This is a genomic window from Burkholderia sp. MSMB1826 (genome assembly GCF_001526325.1).
In the GTDB taxonomy this organism is placed as follows: Bacteria; Pseudomonadota; Gammaproteobacteria; order Burkholderiales; family Burkholderiaceae; genus Burkholderia.
Window position 1 is genome coordinate 115,150 of sequence record NZ_LOYN01000038.1, and the last position, 14,448, is coordinate 129,597.

General features: G+C 67.8%; 12 protein-coding genes. 7 read left to right on the top strand and 5 right to left on the bottom strand.

Features of this window, described 5'->3' with window-relative positions; all coding sequences use genetic code 11:
- Positions 1-43 precede the first annotated feature (43 nt).
- Positions 44-313, bottom strand: a complete 270-nt coding sequence (locus WS95_RS22930; protein WP_006480304.1) for a hypothetical protein — start codon at positions 311-313, stop codon at positions 44-46.
- A gap of 266 nt (positions 314-579) precedes the next feature.
- Complete coding sequence (locus tag WS95_RS22935) at positions 580-2,931, bottom strand: phosphocholine-specific phospholipase C (RefSeq protein WP_059826261.1); 2,352 nt, start codon at positions 2,929-2,931, stop codon at positions 580-582.
- A 581-nt stretch (positions 2,932-3,512) separates the two neighbouring features.
- On the opposite strand from WS95_RS22935, the gene WS95_RS22940 reads away from it, so the two are divergent.
- Complete coding sequence (locus WS95_RS22940; RefSeq protein WP_059826264.1) at positions 3,513-4,013, top strand: GNAT family N-acetyltransferase; 501 nt, start codon at positions 3,513-3,515, stop codon at positions 4,011-4,013.
- 54 nt (positions 4,014-4,067) lie between these two features.
- Here the strand turns inward: WS95_RS22940 and WS95_RS35120 are convergent, their stop codons facing one another.
- Entirely contained in the window at positions 4,068-4,256 is a 189-nt protein-coding gene (locus WS95_RS35120; protein ID WP_156444568.1) for a hypothetical protein, read from the bottom strand.
- 14 nt (positions 4,257-4,270) lie between these two features.
- On the opposite strand from WS95_RS35120, the gene WS95_RS22945 reads away from it, so the two are divergent.
- Positions 4,271-5,866 (top strand): thioredoxin family protein, encoded by a 1,596-nt coding sequence (locus tag WS95_RS22945; protein ID WP_059826267.1) that lies wholly within the window; start codon positions 4,271-4,273, stop codon positions 5,864-5,866.
- Between the two features lie 34 nt (positions 5,867-5,900).
- Here WS95_RS22945 and WS95_RS22950 read toward each other — a convergent pair whose 3' ends face one another.
- On the bottom strand, positions 5,901-6,152 hold the full coding sequence (locus WS95_RS22950; protein WP_034205920.1) for a DUF4148 domain-containing protein: 252 nt from the start codon (positions 6,150-6,152) through the stop codon (positions 5,901-5,903).
- A gap of 317 nt (positions 6,153-6,469) precedes the next feature.
- Positions 6,470-7,873, bottom strand: coding sequence for a GntP family permease (locus tag WS95_RS22955; protein ID WP_059826270.1), 1,404 nt, complete (start codon positions 7,871-7,873; stop codon positions 6,470-6,472).
- Between the two features lie 316 nt (positions 7,874-8,189).
- Here WS95_RS22955 and WS95_RS22960 point away from each other — a divergent pair, with 316 nt between their 5' ends.
- The 5 genes from WS95_RS22960 to WS95_RS22980 all read left to right on the top strand — a co-directional run bounded on the left by WS95_RS22960 (position 8,190) and on the right by WS95_RS22980 (position 13,955).
- Positions 8,190-9,677 (top strand): sigma-54 interaction domain-containing protein, encoded by a 1,488-nt coding sequence (locus WS95_RS22960; protein ID WP_034205922.1) that lies wholly within the window; start codon positions 8,190-8,192, stop codon positions 9,675-9,677.
- A gap of 54 nt (positions 9,678-9,731) precedes the next feature.
- Positions 9,732-10,259: a BON domain-containing protein gene (locus WS95_RS22965; RefSeq protein ID WP_059826272.1), complete on the top strand. Its 528-nt coding sequence runs from the start codon at positions 9,732-9,734 to the stop codon at positions 10,257-10,259.
- Positions 10,260-10,320: 61 nt separating this feature from the next.
- The gene (locus WS95_RS22970; protein WP_052100172.1) at positions 10,321-10,593 is read left to right on the top strand and encodes a hypothetical protein; all 273 of its coding nucleotides are present in this window, start codon (positions 10,321-10,323) and stop codon (positions 10,591-10,593) included.
- Between the two features lie 103 nt (positions 10,594-10,696).
- Positions 10,697-11,002, top strand: coding sequence for an H-NS histone family protein (locus WS95_RS22975; RefSeq protein ID WP_034205924.1), 306 nt, complete (start codon positions 10,697-10,699; stop codon positions 11,000-11,002).
- A 595-nt stretch (positions 11,003-11,597) separates the two neighbouring features.
- Positions 11,598-13,955, top strand: coding sequence for a GNAT family N-acetyltransferase (locus WS95_RS22980; RefSeq protein ID WP_059826276.1), 2,358 nt, complete (start codon positions 11,598-11,600; stop codon positions 13,953-13,955).
- Positions 13,956-14,448: the final 493 nt, after the last annotated feature.

Consider the following 14,448-nt stretch of genomic DNA (forward strand, 5'->3'; position numbering starts at 1 on the left):
ATGGGGGTGAGCCGACGCATGGCGCGCGGCTCACCGTTCGGAATCAGGAGGGCGTGCGGGCGAGCGATGCGGCGCCGTGGTTTTCGCCGGGCAGCTCGGCGCCGTGCGAGCGGATCGCCGCGATCAGTTCGGCCGGGGTGATCTCGTAGCGGACTTCGCGGTGGATGCCGGGCTTGCGTTCGTCGATCTCGATCAGCAGCACGCTCTTGCCGTCGCCGGTCGCTTCGAGCCGGAGCGAGCGCAGTTCGCGGCCGTCGGCCGCGTCGTGTTCGGTGAGCAGGGTCATTGCCCCGGATGAGCCGGTAGTGCGCATCGAACCTATCCTCGTGTCGTGGATGCCTTGGCGGCAAAGATGTCTTTGTTGAATACGGCTTGATGCAGTTTAACGCGAACGGGCCGCAACACGGAGCATTTTCGTGGGGGTGAAATGAGGGCTGAACCACCGATCCTTCTGATGTTTGAGCCACGCCGGGCGGGCGTCTGCGCTGGATCGGGCACCGGCGGGAACCGGTGCCCGAGCGGCATTCGCGGCCACGCCGACGCGGGCGGCGACACGCGCCGCGCGTCGCCGCGGTGGCGTCAGAAGCGGTCGGCGAGCCCCATCGCCGGGTCGCTGACCGAGTGCCGGCCGGTTTCCACGCGGCCGGCCACGCGGCGCGAGAAGCTCGCGTCGCTGTCTGCGGTGACGATGAAGTCGTACCAGTAGCCGGTCGAGTCGAGCTTCCAGTGCAGTTCGGACTGGTCGCCGGCGCGCACCGTGACGGTCCACGTGGTGCCGGCGCCATGGCCGTTGCCCCGACCCGGGCCGTGACCGTTTTCGTTGTCGCGGCCATGACCGTGGTCGTCGTTTCCGCCGTGTCCGGGCAGCGGCCCGTAGACCTGGTTCGACTTCACCGTGAAGCGCACCGTGCCGCCGCCGTCGTTGCGCAGCCGCAGGTGGAGGTTGCCGCTCGCGCCCGCATAGCCGACGCGTACTTCCGGTTGCGGCGCGCGCGCGCCGGCCAGGCGGCTCAGGTCGCCGGTGAAGCGGCGGTGATAGCCGTTCGGGCCGAGCACCCACAGGTCATATTTACCGCCATCGTCGGCGCGCGCGGCCCAGTCGCCGCGCAGCGTCTTGCCGGGCTCGACGACGTAGCGCCGCGGCAGCCGGTCGAGGTGCAGCTTGTCATAGACGTGAAACACGACGGCGGCGCGGCCGGTGTTCGCGAACTTCAGCGTGACCGTGCCGGCGCCGGCGTCGGTGCGCGCGCTCGCGTGCAGTTCATACGGCAACGCGCGCGACGGACGCACGCCGGTCGCCTGTGCGGGCAGCGCGGGCGTCGCGGGCGGCACGATCTTCGGCGCGGTTTGCTGCGCGGCGCTCAGTGCGTCGACCTGGCTTTTCGTCGTCCGGCCCGCGAGCGTCGGCAGCGGCTCGTTGTTCGGCGTGCGGAAATTGAACGCGCTCGTCAGGTCGCCGCACACCGCGCGGCGGTACGCGCCGATCTGCGGCTCCGCGACGCCGAAGCGCGTCTCGAGGAAGCGCAGCGTCGACGTATGGTCGAACACCTGCGAGTTGACCCAGCCGCCGCGGCTCCACGGCGACACGATCCACATCGGCACGCGCGGGCCCGGGCCGTACGGACGGCCGTCGGTGGCCGGCTGGCTCGACGTGGCCGGCGTGAAGTCGTGGTACTCGACCGCGACGTCGGCGGCCGACAGCGTATGGCCGCCTGCGAGCGTGCCGTCGGCGTTGCGCGACGGCACGGCCGGCGACGGCATGTGATCGAAGAAGCCGTCGTTCTCGTCGTAGTTGACCAGCAGCACGGTCTTGCTCCAGACCTCCGGGTTCGCCGTCAGCGCGTCGAGCACGGCCTGCACGTACCAGCCGCCCTGCGCGGGGCTCGACGGCCCCGGGTGCTCGCTGTACGCGGACGGCGGGATGATCCACGACACTTCCGGCAGCTTGCCGCTGCGGATGTCGTTGCGGAACGTTTCGAGAAAGCCGTACGGCATCGTGTTGCCGAAGCCCTTCGCGAGCGGGCTCAGCGGATCGTCGATCGCGGGGTCGTAGAACGCGCCGGCCGCCGTGACCGGCTGCGTGATATCGGTCGACGCGACGTACGCGGGCCGGCGCGCGGCCGGCATCTGCTCGATCGCCGCACGCCAGTGGCGGAAGCTCATCATCTCGTTGCAGCCGAAATTGTCGATCAGGCTCTGGTAGACCTTCCAGCTCACGCCCGCCCGTTGCAGCCGGTCGGCATAGGTCGTCCAGGTCCAGCCCTGGCTCGACGGGCCGATGTCGTTGCCGCCGTTGAACTGGTTGTTCAGCGCGGCGATCTTCACGCGGCTGCCGTCGGCCGGGCTGATGCCGTTCGGGCCGTTGGTGCCGCTCCAGTAGAACAGGCGGTTCGCGATCGTGCCCGTGTGCATCCCGCAGTGATAGTGGTCGCACAGCGTGAACGCATCGGCCAGCGCGCGCTGGAACGGCACTTCGGCCGCGTCGTAATAGCCCATCGACAGTGGCGTCTTCGCGTCCGGCCAGCGGTTCATCCGGCCGTGATCCCACGCGGCCTGCGCGTCGGCCCACGTGTGCGGCGTGCCGCCCGCGCGCTGCGCGTTGCCCTGGCGCGCGTCGAGGTGATACGGCGTCACGGTCGCGGCGGGCGCCGCCTTCGTGTACGTCTGATAGAACACGTCGCGGCCGTTCGGCGACGGCACCGCGAAGCGGTCGCCATAGCCTCGCACGCCCTTGAACGTGCCGAAGTAGCTGTCGAACGCGCGGTTCTCCATCATCAGCAGCACGACGTGCTTGACGTCCTGGATGGTTCCCGTTTCGTGGAAGGCGGGAATGGCGAGCGCGCGGCGAATGCTCGGCGGAAACGCGGACAGCGCGGCGGCGGCGAGGCCGGAGCCGGCGGTCTGCTGAAGGAATTTGCGGCGTGACGTCATGGCGTTCGGATCCTGTGAGGGTGGGAGCGTTCGTGAGTTCGTCCGGCGGTGCCCGCGCGGCGTCCCGCCCCGGGACGCATCCGCGATGCATGCGTGCTTGGGGTATCGGCCGTGCGTCGCGGCGCGTATCGCGCCCGACGCGCGACGTCGCGCGGATGCCGCGGCCTCGCCGTCGCGATCCTGCGCGCCGCACGCGCGGATGCGCGGGGCAGGTATCGGCACACATCGGCCCGACGCACGCCGGGCTGGGGCGGCGCCCAGTCTAGGGGCGCGACATGACGTCGACGTGATGAAGAAATGACATCGCATGTCGCGTGCGTGACGTTGCGTGCGCAACGATTCGTTCACGCGCGAAAGTAAGATTGAAAACGGTAAGAAATTACCGGTCGTCGCAGGTGCGACCGGTCAGAATTTTCCGGATTTCGCGGGGATGGCATGCACTCGCTTCGTTGCGGATACAACCTGACGCGCGACGGCGTGACGCCCATGTTTCAAATGCGTGAAATCGGCTAAGCTCGATGCGTTGCTGCGCACGTGCGCAGTCCGCGCGTTCGGCGCGACTTTTCGGAACCGGCCCACCCATGACCGATATCAGGATCCGGCACAGCGAGACGCACGACGTCGACGCGATCCGGCAGATCGCCGCGCATCCCGCGGTGTACACGAATACGTTGCAGCAGCCATTTCCGTCGCTCGAAAAATGGCGGAAGCGGCTCGACGACGTGCGCGAGCACGGCGTGAGCCTCGTTGCCGAAATCGACGGCACGGTGGTCGGCCATCTCGGCCTGCATCCCGAGCCGAATCCGCGCCGGCGCCACGCGGCGGCGCTCGGCATGATGGTCGACGCGGCCCATCACGGGCGCGGCGTCGGCGGCCGGCTGCTCGCGGCCGCGATCGATCTCGCGGAGAACTGGTTGAACATCACGCGTCTCGAACTGACCGTGTTTACCGACAACCGTGCGGCGATCGCACTCTACGAGCAACACGGTTTCCGCATCGAGGGCGAATCGCCGGATTACGCGTTGCGCGACGGCGTGCATGCGTCCGTGTATCACATGGCCCGCATCAGGACGCGGCAATGAAGGGCCGGCCGTCGCGGACGTGACGGCACGTGGGCACGACGCCGCGCGTCATATTCAATCGAGAATTCGTTCGTTTTCCTTCGGCTGTATCCGTCGTATCGTCGAACGATTTGCCGGTCGCTGCGGCCGGCTTCGTTTTTCCGTATCGATGCATGCGCGGCGCTGCAGGTCGGCCGGCTTCATCGCCATCGCATCGCGGCCCTCGTTGTGCGCGCGGCATCCCCCTGAAACCGTCTTTTTCAACGGAACCCGCTTCGATGAAAACCGTTCTTCGCAATCTCACCGCCGCCTGTCTGTTCGCTGCCGCCAGTGCCGCGCTTGCCGCTGCCGCGCCCGCCGGCGCTCCGGTGGCGAACGCGTCGCCCGAAGGCGCGCATCTGCCGCCCGGCATCGCGTGGCAACACGGCGACGTCGATGCCGCGTTCGCGCTCGCGAAGCGCGAGGGCAAGCCGCTGCTGCTGTACTGGGGCGCGGTATGGTGTCCGTCGTGCAACCAGGTGAAGTCGACGATCTTCAGCCAGCAGGCATTCAAGACGCGTTCATCGTTCTTCGTGCCCGTGTATCTCGACGGCGACACCGAAAGCGCGCAGAAGCTCGGCGAGCGTTTCAAGGTGCACGGCTATCCGACGATGATCCTGTTCCGCCCCGACGGCACCGAAGTGACGCGGTTGCCGGGCGAAGCCGATCTCGACCGCTACATGCAGGCGCTGTCGCTCGGGATGACGGCCGCGCATCCGGTGCGGCAGACGCTTGCGACGGCGCTGAAGAACGGCGCGTCGTTGACGCCGGACGAATGGCGCCTGCTGGCCGACTATTCATGGGATACCGACGGCGCGTTGCCGGTGCCGGCCGATCGCGTCGCCGAGACGCTGCAGTCGCTCGCGCAACGCGCCCGGGCGGCGGGGGCGAAAGCCGAATCGGCGCGCTTCGCGCTGAAGTCGGCGGTGGTCGCCGCGTCGGACGACCCGGCGCAGGCCGGTGCGCTCGACAAGGCCGCGCTTGCCGATTCGCTGCGCACGGTGCTGCGCGATCCGGCGCTGTCGCGGGCCGATTCGGACGTGCTGGTCGCGGCGCCCGCGCGCGTGGTCGCGTATCTCGGCGGCGACGATGCGCAGCGCACGAAGTTGCGCGGCGCGTACGACGCGGCGCTGGCGCGCCTGTCGACCGACGGCACGCTGTCGTCGATCGACCGGCTGATGGCGCTGCACGGCCGCGTGCTGCTCGCGCGCGGCGACGCGCGCAAGGGCGCACCGCCCGCCGCACCGGCGCTCGCCGACACCGCGCGCAAACAGATCGCCGCGTCGGTGCAGCGCGCGGCGAACGCGTACGAGCGGCAGGCGCTCGTCAGCGAAGGCGCGGACACGCTGACCGACGCTGGGCTGTACGACGAATCGGATGCGTTGCTGAAGGCCGAGTTGCCGCGTTCGTCCACGCCGTACTACTTCATGTCGGGGCTGGCCGCGAACGCGAAGGCGCGCGGCGACAAGGCGGCCGCGCTCGACTGGTATCGCAAGGCGTACGACGCGGCGAGCGGGCCGGCGACGAAGCTGCGCTGGGGCGCGACCTACTTTGCGAATGCGGTCGAACTGGCGCCGGACGATTCGGCGCGCATCGAAGGGATTGCAGCGAGTGTGCTCGCGCAGGCCGACAAGACCCGGGACGCGTTCTACGGCGCGAACCTGCGCGCGCTGACCAAGGTCGTCACGCAACTGAACCGCTGGCGCGGCAGCGGCGCGCACGATGCGTCGGTCAGGTCGGTCGTGAAGCAGTTCGACGGCGTGTGCGGCAAGTTGCCGGCGGGCGATCCCCAGGCGGCGGCGTGCGCGAAGCTGATCCAGCCCGTGAAGGCGTAACGGCGCGCGGAGGGATCGCCGGGCGGGCCGACGATTACCGGCCCGACTCCGACGACGCGCCGCGATCGCTTCCGTATCCGGCGTCGTGCTGACGGGCGATCTTCGCTTCGGCGGAGACGATGCTGGCCGGATAGAACCAGTCGCTCGACTGGAAGCCGGCCTGCTTGAGCGCCTTGACTTCGGCGTGGACCTGCGCGCGCGTGAGCGGCTGGTTCGACTGGGCGTGCGCGGCGAACGGGGCCGACACGGCCAGGACGACGGCAATGGCTGGGATCAGGCGCTTCATGATGGGGACCTCCACGATTTCCGGGGAATCGCGGCGCTTCGTTCGTCGAAGCGCCGCGAGACGTTGGAATCAGTGTAGGCCGGGGCGGGCGCCTGAAAAATGCGATCGCGCCCAACGCAGTGTTTTGCTGCGGGTAACAATGCGTGGAGGCGGGGGCAGGGGCGAGCGATGGCCCGGACGACTGCCGGCGTGTCGATTTGGCGTAGGGAAACGGAAATCGGACCGGATGCGCTTGCCGGAATCCGTTCCGGTGCGCATGCGGTCCGATCCTGAAAGGCGCGACGGCGGCGCACGAAGCGCCGCCCCGATGCCGAGGCTTACACGAGCCCCGTCGCGTAGTACACGGCGATCACGAAGAACACCGCGAGCGTCTTGATGACGGTGACCGCGAAGATGTCTCGATACGACTCGCGGTGCGTGAGGCCCGTGACGGCGAGCAGCGTGATGACCGCGCCGTTGTGCGGCAGCGTGTCCATGCCGCCGCTCGCCATCGCGACGACCCGGTGCAGCACGTCCACCGGGATGTTGGCCGCCTGCGCGCCCTTGATGAACAGGTCCGACATCGCGGCGAGCGCGATGCTCATGCCGCCGGACGCGGAGCCCGTGATGCCCGCGAGCGAGCTGACCGACACGGCTGCGTTGACGAGCGGGTTCGGGATGCTCTTCAGCGCATCGCTGACGACGAGGAAGCCCGGCAGCGCGGCGATCACGCCGCCGAAGCCGTATTCCGACGCGGTGTTCATCGCGGCGAGCAGCGCGCCGGCGACGGCGGCCTTCGAGCCGGCCGCGAAGCGACCGCTGACGCGCTTGAATGCGGTCAGCAAGACCAGCACGATCCCGAGCAGCAGCGCGGCCTCGACCGACCAGATCGCGACGACCGTCTTGATCGACGTCGTGACCGGCGCGTGCACGCCCGGCAGCACTTCCGGCGCGACCGTGTACGACGCGGCGCCGTACCACTGCGGGATCAGCTTCGTGAACGCGAAGTTCGACACGCCGACGAGGATCAGGGGCAGGATCGCCAGCGCGGGATGCGGCAGCGCCGTTGCCTCGACGCGCTCCGGCTCGTTGACGAGCGACGTGCCGTAGCCTTCGCCCTTCGCCATCGCCGAACGGCGACGCCATTCGAGATACGCGAGGCCGACGACGATGATGAACAGCGAGCCGATCGTGCCGAGCGCGGGCGCGGCCCAGGCAGTCGTCTTGAAGAACGTGGTCGGGATGATGTTCTGGATCTGCGGCGTGCCGGGCAGCGAATCCATCGTGAACGAGAACGCGCCGAGTGCAATCGCGCCGGGCATCAGCCGTTTCGGGATGTTGCTCTGACGATAGAGTTCGGCCGCGAACGGATAGACCGCGAACACCACGACGAACAGCGATACGCCGCCATAGGTGAGCAGCGCGCACACCGCGACGATCACCGCATTCGCGCGCGAGCGGCCGATGTAGCGGATCGCCGCGTGGACGATCGACTCGGAGAACCCGGACAGTTCGATCACCTTGCCGAACACGGCGCCGAGCATGAAGACCGGGAAATACAGTTTGACGAAGCCGACCATCTTCTCCATGAAGATGCCGGAGAAGACCGGTGCGACGGCGGCGGGGTCGGTCAGCAGCACCGCGCCGAGCGCGGCGATCGGCGCGAACAGGATCACGCTGTAGCCGCGATACGCGGCAAACATCAGGAACGCCAGCGCGGCGAGGACGATCACGAAAGACAAGGGAGTCTCCTAATGGCTTTGGTTGTTGTTCGATCGCGCGGTGCGCCGCGGACCGGCTCAGGTTCGTGCAGGTTTCGTGCCATCGGCCGGATTGCGCCGCCGGACATGGGGCCGCCGGCGGCCGGCGGGCCCGCGCCGGCGTAGGTCTGACGATTCTACATAAAACGTCTCCATCCGGAGACGTTTTGGCCATCCGGTCGAGCGTCGACATCGTGCAGGGCTTTCCCGCACAACGCGTTGCGGCGTGTCTCCGGAGTGAGATAATCCGTCTCGTTCCGGAGACGTCCGGCCGACGATAAACGGAGACGAAGACACGATGATGAACGACTGGGCCCGCCTGCCCGTCAACTACGGCGACGTGCTGCGGCGCGCTGCCGAGTCGCTGTTCCGGACCTTCGAGGATTCGAGCGCGGGCACGGTGGTCGTCGATCGCGACGCGCGCGTCGTGTGGATGAACGAGCGTTACGCGGCGCGCTTCGGTTTCGCCGATCCGCAGCAGGCCGTCGGCCTCGATTGCGAGGCCGTGATTCCGAACAGCCTGATGCGCGAGGTCGTGTCGACCGGGCAGCCGATCCTGCTCGACATCATGGAGACGGGCCGCGAGCCGCTCGTCGTCACGCGCCTGCCGTTGAAGAACGAGGCCGGTGAGACGGTCGGCGCGATCGGCTTCGCGCTGTTCGACCAGTTGAAGACGCTCACGCCGATTTTTTCCCGCTACGCGCAGCTTCAGCAGCAACTGATCGCGACGCAGCGCTCGCTCGCCCAGGCGCGCCGCGCGAAATACACGTTCGCGAGCTTCGTCGGCACGAGTGCCGCGAGCCTCGAGACCAAGCGCCAGGCGCGCCGCGCCGCGCAGGTCGACTCGCCGGTGCTGCTGCTCGGCGAGACGGGCACCGGCAAGGAGCTGCTCGCCCACGCGATACACGCGGCATCGGCGCGTGCGCTCCAGCCGCTCGTGACCGTCAACGTCGCTGCGATTCCCGACACGCTGCTCGAAACCGAATTCTTCGGCGCGGCGCCCGGCGCGTACACCGGCGCCGATCGCAAGGGGCGCGTCGGAAAATTCGAGCTGGCCGATCGCGGCACGCTGTTTCTCGACGAGATCGGCGACATGCCGCTGCCGTTGCAGGGCAAGCTGCTGCGCGTGCTGCAGGACAAGGAGTTCGAGCCGGTCGGCTCGAACCGGATCGTGCGCGCGGACGTGCGCATCATTGCCGCCACGTCAGCCGACCTGCCGGCGCTCGTGGCAGCCGGGCGGTTTCGCGCGGATCTCTATTACCGGCTGAACGTGCTGACGATCCATGCGCCGCCGTTGCGCGAGCGCGCATCGGACATCGCCGCGCTCGTCTACGCGACGCTCGAGGAGCTGGCAGCCCAGCACGGGCGCGCCGCGCACTGCGAGCTGACCGACGATGCGCTGCGGATGCTGTGCGCGTATCCGTGGCCCGGCAACGTGCGCGAGTTGCGCAATACGCTCGAACGCGCGCTGATGCTGTCGGACCGTTCGGTGATCGATGCGCGTGCGCTCGCGCCGTTTCTCGGGCCGGTGCGCATCTCGCCGGAGGGTGCCGCGCCGGTGCAGCGAGTCGCCGCGGCGCCGGCCGAGCAGCGCGCGGGCGATGCGTCGACGGCATCCGGTGCGCCGGCCGCCTCGTATGCCGATGCGCTGGCGGCGTGGGAGCGCCAGTTTCTGACCGATGCGCTGGCGGCCTGCGACGGGAAAGTGGTCGAAGCGGCCGCGCGTATCGGGATCGGCCGCGCGACGCTGTACAAGAAACTGGCTGCGCTCGGTATCGACCGGTAGGCCGATCGGCGATGCCGATGCGGCTCGACGTAACGCATCGAACGGGAGATCGCGATGAAGCGGATCGGCATTGCAGGATGGCTCACCATGTTGCTCGCGAGCGCCGCACTCGCGCAGGCCGACGACGCCGATGCGCCCGACGCGCGGCGCAACTGGTACGGCGATCCGTTCGTCGCGCTGTCGCAGGACGTGGCCGAATGCCCATTGCCGCTCGGCCCGTGGATGACACGCGCCGAGATGACGGACGATGCGCACTACCGCGCCGAACGCGGCACGACCTGCTGGCTCGCCCATCGCTGCACGAAACCGAACTCGTATATGTATGACGCGTCGATCGCCGATGCGGCGAAGGCGCACTTCGCCGGCTCGGATCGTCTGCGCGGCACGAGCCTGTGGATCACCGTGCAGCGACGTTTCATCTACGTCGAAGGATGCGCGGATACGACGCTCGATCGTCAGGCGCTGCAACGCGAATTCGAGGCGCTTCCGGACGTCGAGCAGGTTTTCGTTCGCATCACCGACGATCCGCGCAAGCGCTTGCCGTACAAGGTGCGCGGGCAACCCGAGCGCACGCCGGACTGACGGCCGAAGGGCTGCCCATGGCATACTCGCGACATTCAAAAAAAGGTTGACGGGAAGAACGATGAAACACATGCTTGCGTCGGTCTGTCGGTGGCCTCGGGCGGCCGTGATGGGGGTTCTGGTTGCCGGGCTCGGCGGGTGCGGTGGCAGTGCTCCGCTGTTCACGTCGGACGGGCGTCCGACCACTCAGGTGCAATGCACCGGCAGCGACTGGAGCAATTGCACCGACAATGCCCGGGCCATGTGCAACGGCGATTTCGACGTGATCCAGCAATCGACGGATGACGCCGTGCGAAATCTTCTCTTCGCATGCAAGAAGAAGAGCGGTTATTGATCCCGAAATGACCGGCCGAGGAGATCACGATCGGGCGAAGCGCTTTTCCGTTTGCTTTGAGTCACTTGTTTTTCACGAATAACACTCATGGAGTCCCATCCATATGGCGACCTACAGGCAACTGAGCGCGCAGCTCGAACGGCTTCAGCAAAAAATCGACAAGGAACGTGAAAAGGCGGTTGCCGACGCGATTGCGCATATCCGCGCGAAAATCGACGAATACGACATTACGCCGGAAGAGCTCGGTTTTCTTCCGGCAAAATCGGCTGCCGCCGCTACCGCCGCGAAGCCCAAGCGAACCTTGCCGCCGAAGTACCTGAACCCGAAGACGGGCGAAACCTGGAGCGGCCGCGGGCGGGCGCCGGCATGGCTGGGCAAGAACCGCGGGCGTTTCCTGATCAAGGACTGACTCCCGAAAATCCTCACCTTTCGCGTGCCGACCGACGGTGCGAACGGCCATGCGGCCTTCGCACCGTTTTGTTTGGGCGCAATCGTCATGCGCTTTTCCCCGGCGAATTGAAGTGCAACGTCGCGCAATTAACGGATCCCGTTTTGCGAATTCGCCGCGATCCGGCCGCATATTGCGGCGAATTTCCGTAAACACCCGCGTAATGGCGCAATGCATGTGCATTGTCGTTCGCGCTTTTCGCGGTGCCTGCCCGACACGGATTTTCATCACCTTTCGCATGCTGGCGCAGTGTGTCGTGTGAATCCCGAAGATACTCACCATGGCTCCTGTAAATCCTCACCTTTGAGAAGCGGCTGCAGCGTCGTGCCGCGTGACGTGCCGCGCTGCATGCATCGCGCGAAGAACTGGCGCTGCGACGCCGGGCAGCGTGGGTTGCCGTCCATGGTGCGAGCATTGACGTCCGTCGAATAGTCGGCCGTTCGGCATATAGGCAGTCGCGGGCGCTTCGCCTATGCTTGGAGTTCGCGTCGATCGGCGCACGGCCTGCATGGCCGCACGCCGATCGTGTCGTCTTTCGTCACCGCAGGGAGCCGATGTGACCGTTCGCCATCTCGATGCGTTGTTCCAGCCCAGGTCCGTGGCGATCGTCGGCGCGTCGTCGCGCGCGGGCAGTATCGGCGCGATGGTGTGGTCGCGTGTGCTCGACGGCGCGTTCCAGGGGCCCGTGTGGCCGGTCAATCCGAAATATCGCGAGCTGGACGGGCATGCGGTCGTCTCCGATGTCGACCGGCTGCCCACGCCGCCGTCGGTTGCCGTGATCTGCACGCCGCCCGCGACCTGGGCCGGCATCGTGCGCAAGCTGGGCGAGCTCGGCACGCGCGTGGCGGTGATCGTCGGCGAGGCGCGTACCGAGGCCGATCGCGCTGCGGTCGATCGCACGCTGAAGGCGGCGAAGCCGTTCGTGCTCCGTATCGTCGGGCCCGGCAGTCTCGGCGTGTCGTCGCCCGCGCGGCATGCGCATTTCGGCGCGCCCGCCTATACGGCGCGATCGGGCGGTGTCGCCTGGGTGTCGCAATCGAATGCGCTGACGAACGCGGTGCTCGGCTGGGCCGATGCGCGGGGCCTCGGCTTTTCGCATGTCGTCGCGCTCGGCAGCGAATCCGATGTCGATGCGGGCGACGTCCTCGACTATCTGGCGAGCGATCCCGGCACGCGCGCGATCCTGCTCGAGCTCGATACCGTGCGCGCCGCGCGCAAGTTCATGTCGGCGGCGCGCGCGGCCGCACGCAACAAGCCGGTGCTCGCGTTGCGCACCGGCCGTGCCGACCCCGGCGATGCGCTCTACACGGCGGCGTTCCAGCGCGCGGGCATGGTGCGCGTCGATGCGCTCGACGATCTGCTCGACGAAATCGAGACGCTCGGCGTCGGCCGTGTCACCGCGCGGGGCGCGGCGACGCTCGTGACGAGCGATGCGGGCGTGGCGAAACTCGCGGTCGATGCGGTTGCCGAAGTGCGCGACGTGCTGACCGACTGGTCGCCCGCGGCAACGTCGGCTGTCGCGGCTGCGCTGCCGCACCTCGCGGCGCCCGGCAATCCGCTCACGCTGGGCGACGATGCGCGCCCCGAGCACTTTGCCGCGGCAATCAAGGCGCTCGCCCCGTTTCCGCAGACGGGCACGCTGTTCGTCGTTCATTCCACTTCGCACAGCGCGCCGGCCGATTCGGTCGCGCGCACGCTGATCGACGCGCGGCAGCGTGCGCCTCGCGGCATCCTCGCGTGTTTCTTCGGTGCGGTCGACGCGGCGACGCGCGACGCGCTGCACGCGAACGGCATTCCGGTGCACACGACGCCGCAGCGGCTCGCACGCGCCTATGCGCGTCTCGTCGACTACAACCTCGGGCGCCAGTTGCTGATGCAGACGCCGGAGGCCACGCCGCCGCAGCCGGCCGAGTGCGTGGCGTCCGCCCAGGCCGCCGCACGCCGCATGGTCGAAGCCGGTCAGCATGAACTGGCGGGCGAAGCCGCGCTGCACTGGCTGTCCCGTTTCGGTCTGCAAGGCGAGCAGCCCGACGAACCGGCCGGCAAGAAGGTCGTCGACATCACGGTCGACATGTACGACGATTCGAACTTCGGTCCGGTGTTTCGCTATGCGGTGCCACCGGCCGACGGCGTATCGGCGCCGTTCGTCGTCTACGGCCTGCCGCCGCTGAACACGGTGCTCGCCCGCGCGGTGATGGAGCGTTCGCCGTATGCGCGCAGCACGCCCGTCGAGCCGACGCTCGACGCGCTGACGGCACTGTCGCAAGTCGTGTGCGACGTGCGCGAAGTCGTTGCGATGTCGGTCACGCTGCGCGTGCTGCCCGACCGCACATGGGTGGTCGCGCCGCGCGTCACGCTGGCTTCGGGGCGCAGCCGGCTCGCGATCATGCCGTATCCGCGGCACCTCGAGCAGACGCTCGAGTGGCGTGGCGAGACGGTGACGATCCGTCCGATCCGTCCGGAAGACGAGGCCGCTCACAACGAGCTGCTCGGCGCGATGACGCCGGAAGATCTGCGGATGCGTTTCTTCGGCGCGGTGCGCAGCTTCGATCATTCGCAGGTGGCGCGCATGACGCAGATCGATTACGACCGTGAGATGGCTTTCATCGTGTCCTTCACCGATGTGTCGGGGCGCGACCACACGCTCGCGGTCGCGCGGGCGGTCGCCGATCCCGACAACGAGACGGCGGAATTCGCGATCGCGGTACGGCCCGATCAAAAGGGCAAGGGGCTCGGCCGGCTGATGATGACCCGCATCATCGACTACGCGCGCTCGCGCGGCACCGCCTGGATGGTCGGCGAGGCGCTGCGCGAGAATTCGGCGATGATCTCGCTCGCGAAATCGTGCGGGTTTGCGGTGTCGACGACGGAGGAGCCTGGCGTCGTGGGTTTCAGGATGAAGTTGCAGCCGTAGGCGTCGGCGTCGGTCTCAGGTCTGGCGCTTGGGGCAGCGCAGGGCGTCGACGCGTCCGAACATTTCGTCAAGTCACGCAATAAATAAGGAATGCAAATCGTTTGAGCCGGCCTTGAAGCAAGGCGTCCGGCAACGTGTCGGACCTGTCGGTCGCAGCGATACCGCAACGCACGCATGGTGTCCGGCGATGCTCGCAGCGTGCTGCGATATTCGTCCGCTGCAGCCGTTTCCACCGATGCGCCTGCAAGCCTTCGCTATCGCACTCCGGCTTCGCGTTTTCAACGCCGTCGCCAAGGTGAGACTTTTCGGGAGCGGCGAGTGAGCTTTTCCGGGGCAGCATGGTGAGCCGATACGGGAGCGTTCGGTGAGCTCTCCCGGGAACGGCCGGTGAGCACCTACGGGAGAGGCCGGTGAGCCTTTCCGGGAGGCTTCGGTGAGCACTTGTGGGAGCGATGGGTGAGGACGTTCGGGAGCCGTCAGTGAGCGTTTCGCG

Excerpts from the sequence above, each read along its gene's own strand:
- WS95_RS22960 (WP_034205922.1), top strand. The coding sequence starts at position 8,190 with ATGATGAACGACTGGGCCCGCCTGCCCGTCAACTACGGCGACGTGCTG.
- WS95_RS22970 (WP_052100172.1), top strand. The coding sequence starts at position 10,321 with ATGAAACACATGCTTGCGTCGGTCTGTCGGTGGCCTCGGGCGGCCGTG.
- WS95_RS22935 (WP_059826261.1), bottom strand. The coding sequence starts at position 2,931 with ATGACGTCACGCCGCAAATTCCTTCAGCAGACCGCCGGCTCCGGCCTC.
- WS95_RS22965 (WP_059826272.1), top strand. The coding sequence starts at position 9,732 with ATGAAGCGGATCGGCATTGCAGGATGGCTCACCATGTTGCTCGCGAGC.
- WS95_RS22975 (WP_034205924.1), top strand. The coding sequence starts at position 10,697 with ATGGCGACCTACAGGCAACTGAGCGCGCAGCTCGAACGGCTTCAGCAA.
- WS95_RS22930 (WP_006480304.1), bottom strand. The coding sequence starts at position 313 with ATGCGCACTACCGGCTCATCCGGGGCAATGACCCTGCTCACCGAACAC.
- WS95_RS22950 (WP_034205920.1), bottom strand. The coding sequence starts at position 6,152 with ATGAAGCGCCTGATCCCAGCCATTGCCGTCGTCCTGGCCGTGTCGGCC.
- WS95_RS22940 (WP_059826264.1), top strand. The coding sequence starts at position 3,513 with ATGACCGATATCAGGATCCGGCACAGCGAGACGCACGACGTCGACGCG.
- WS95_RS22945 (WP_059826267.1), top strand. The coding sequence starts at position 4,271 with ATGAAAACCGTTCTTCGCAATCTCACCGCCGCCTGTCTGTTCGCTGCC.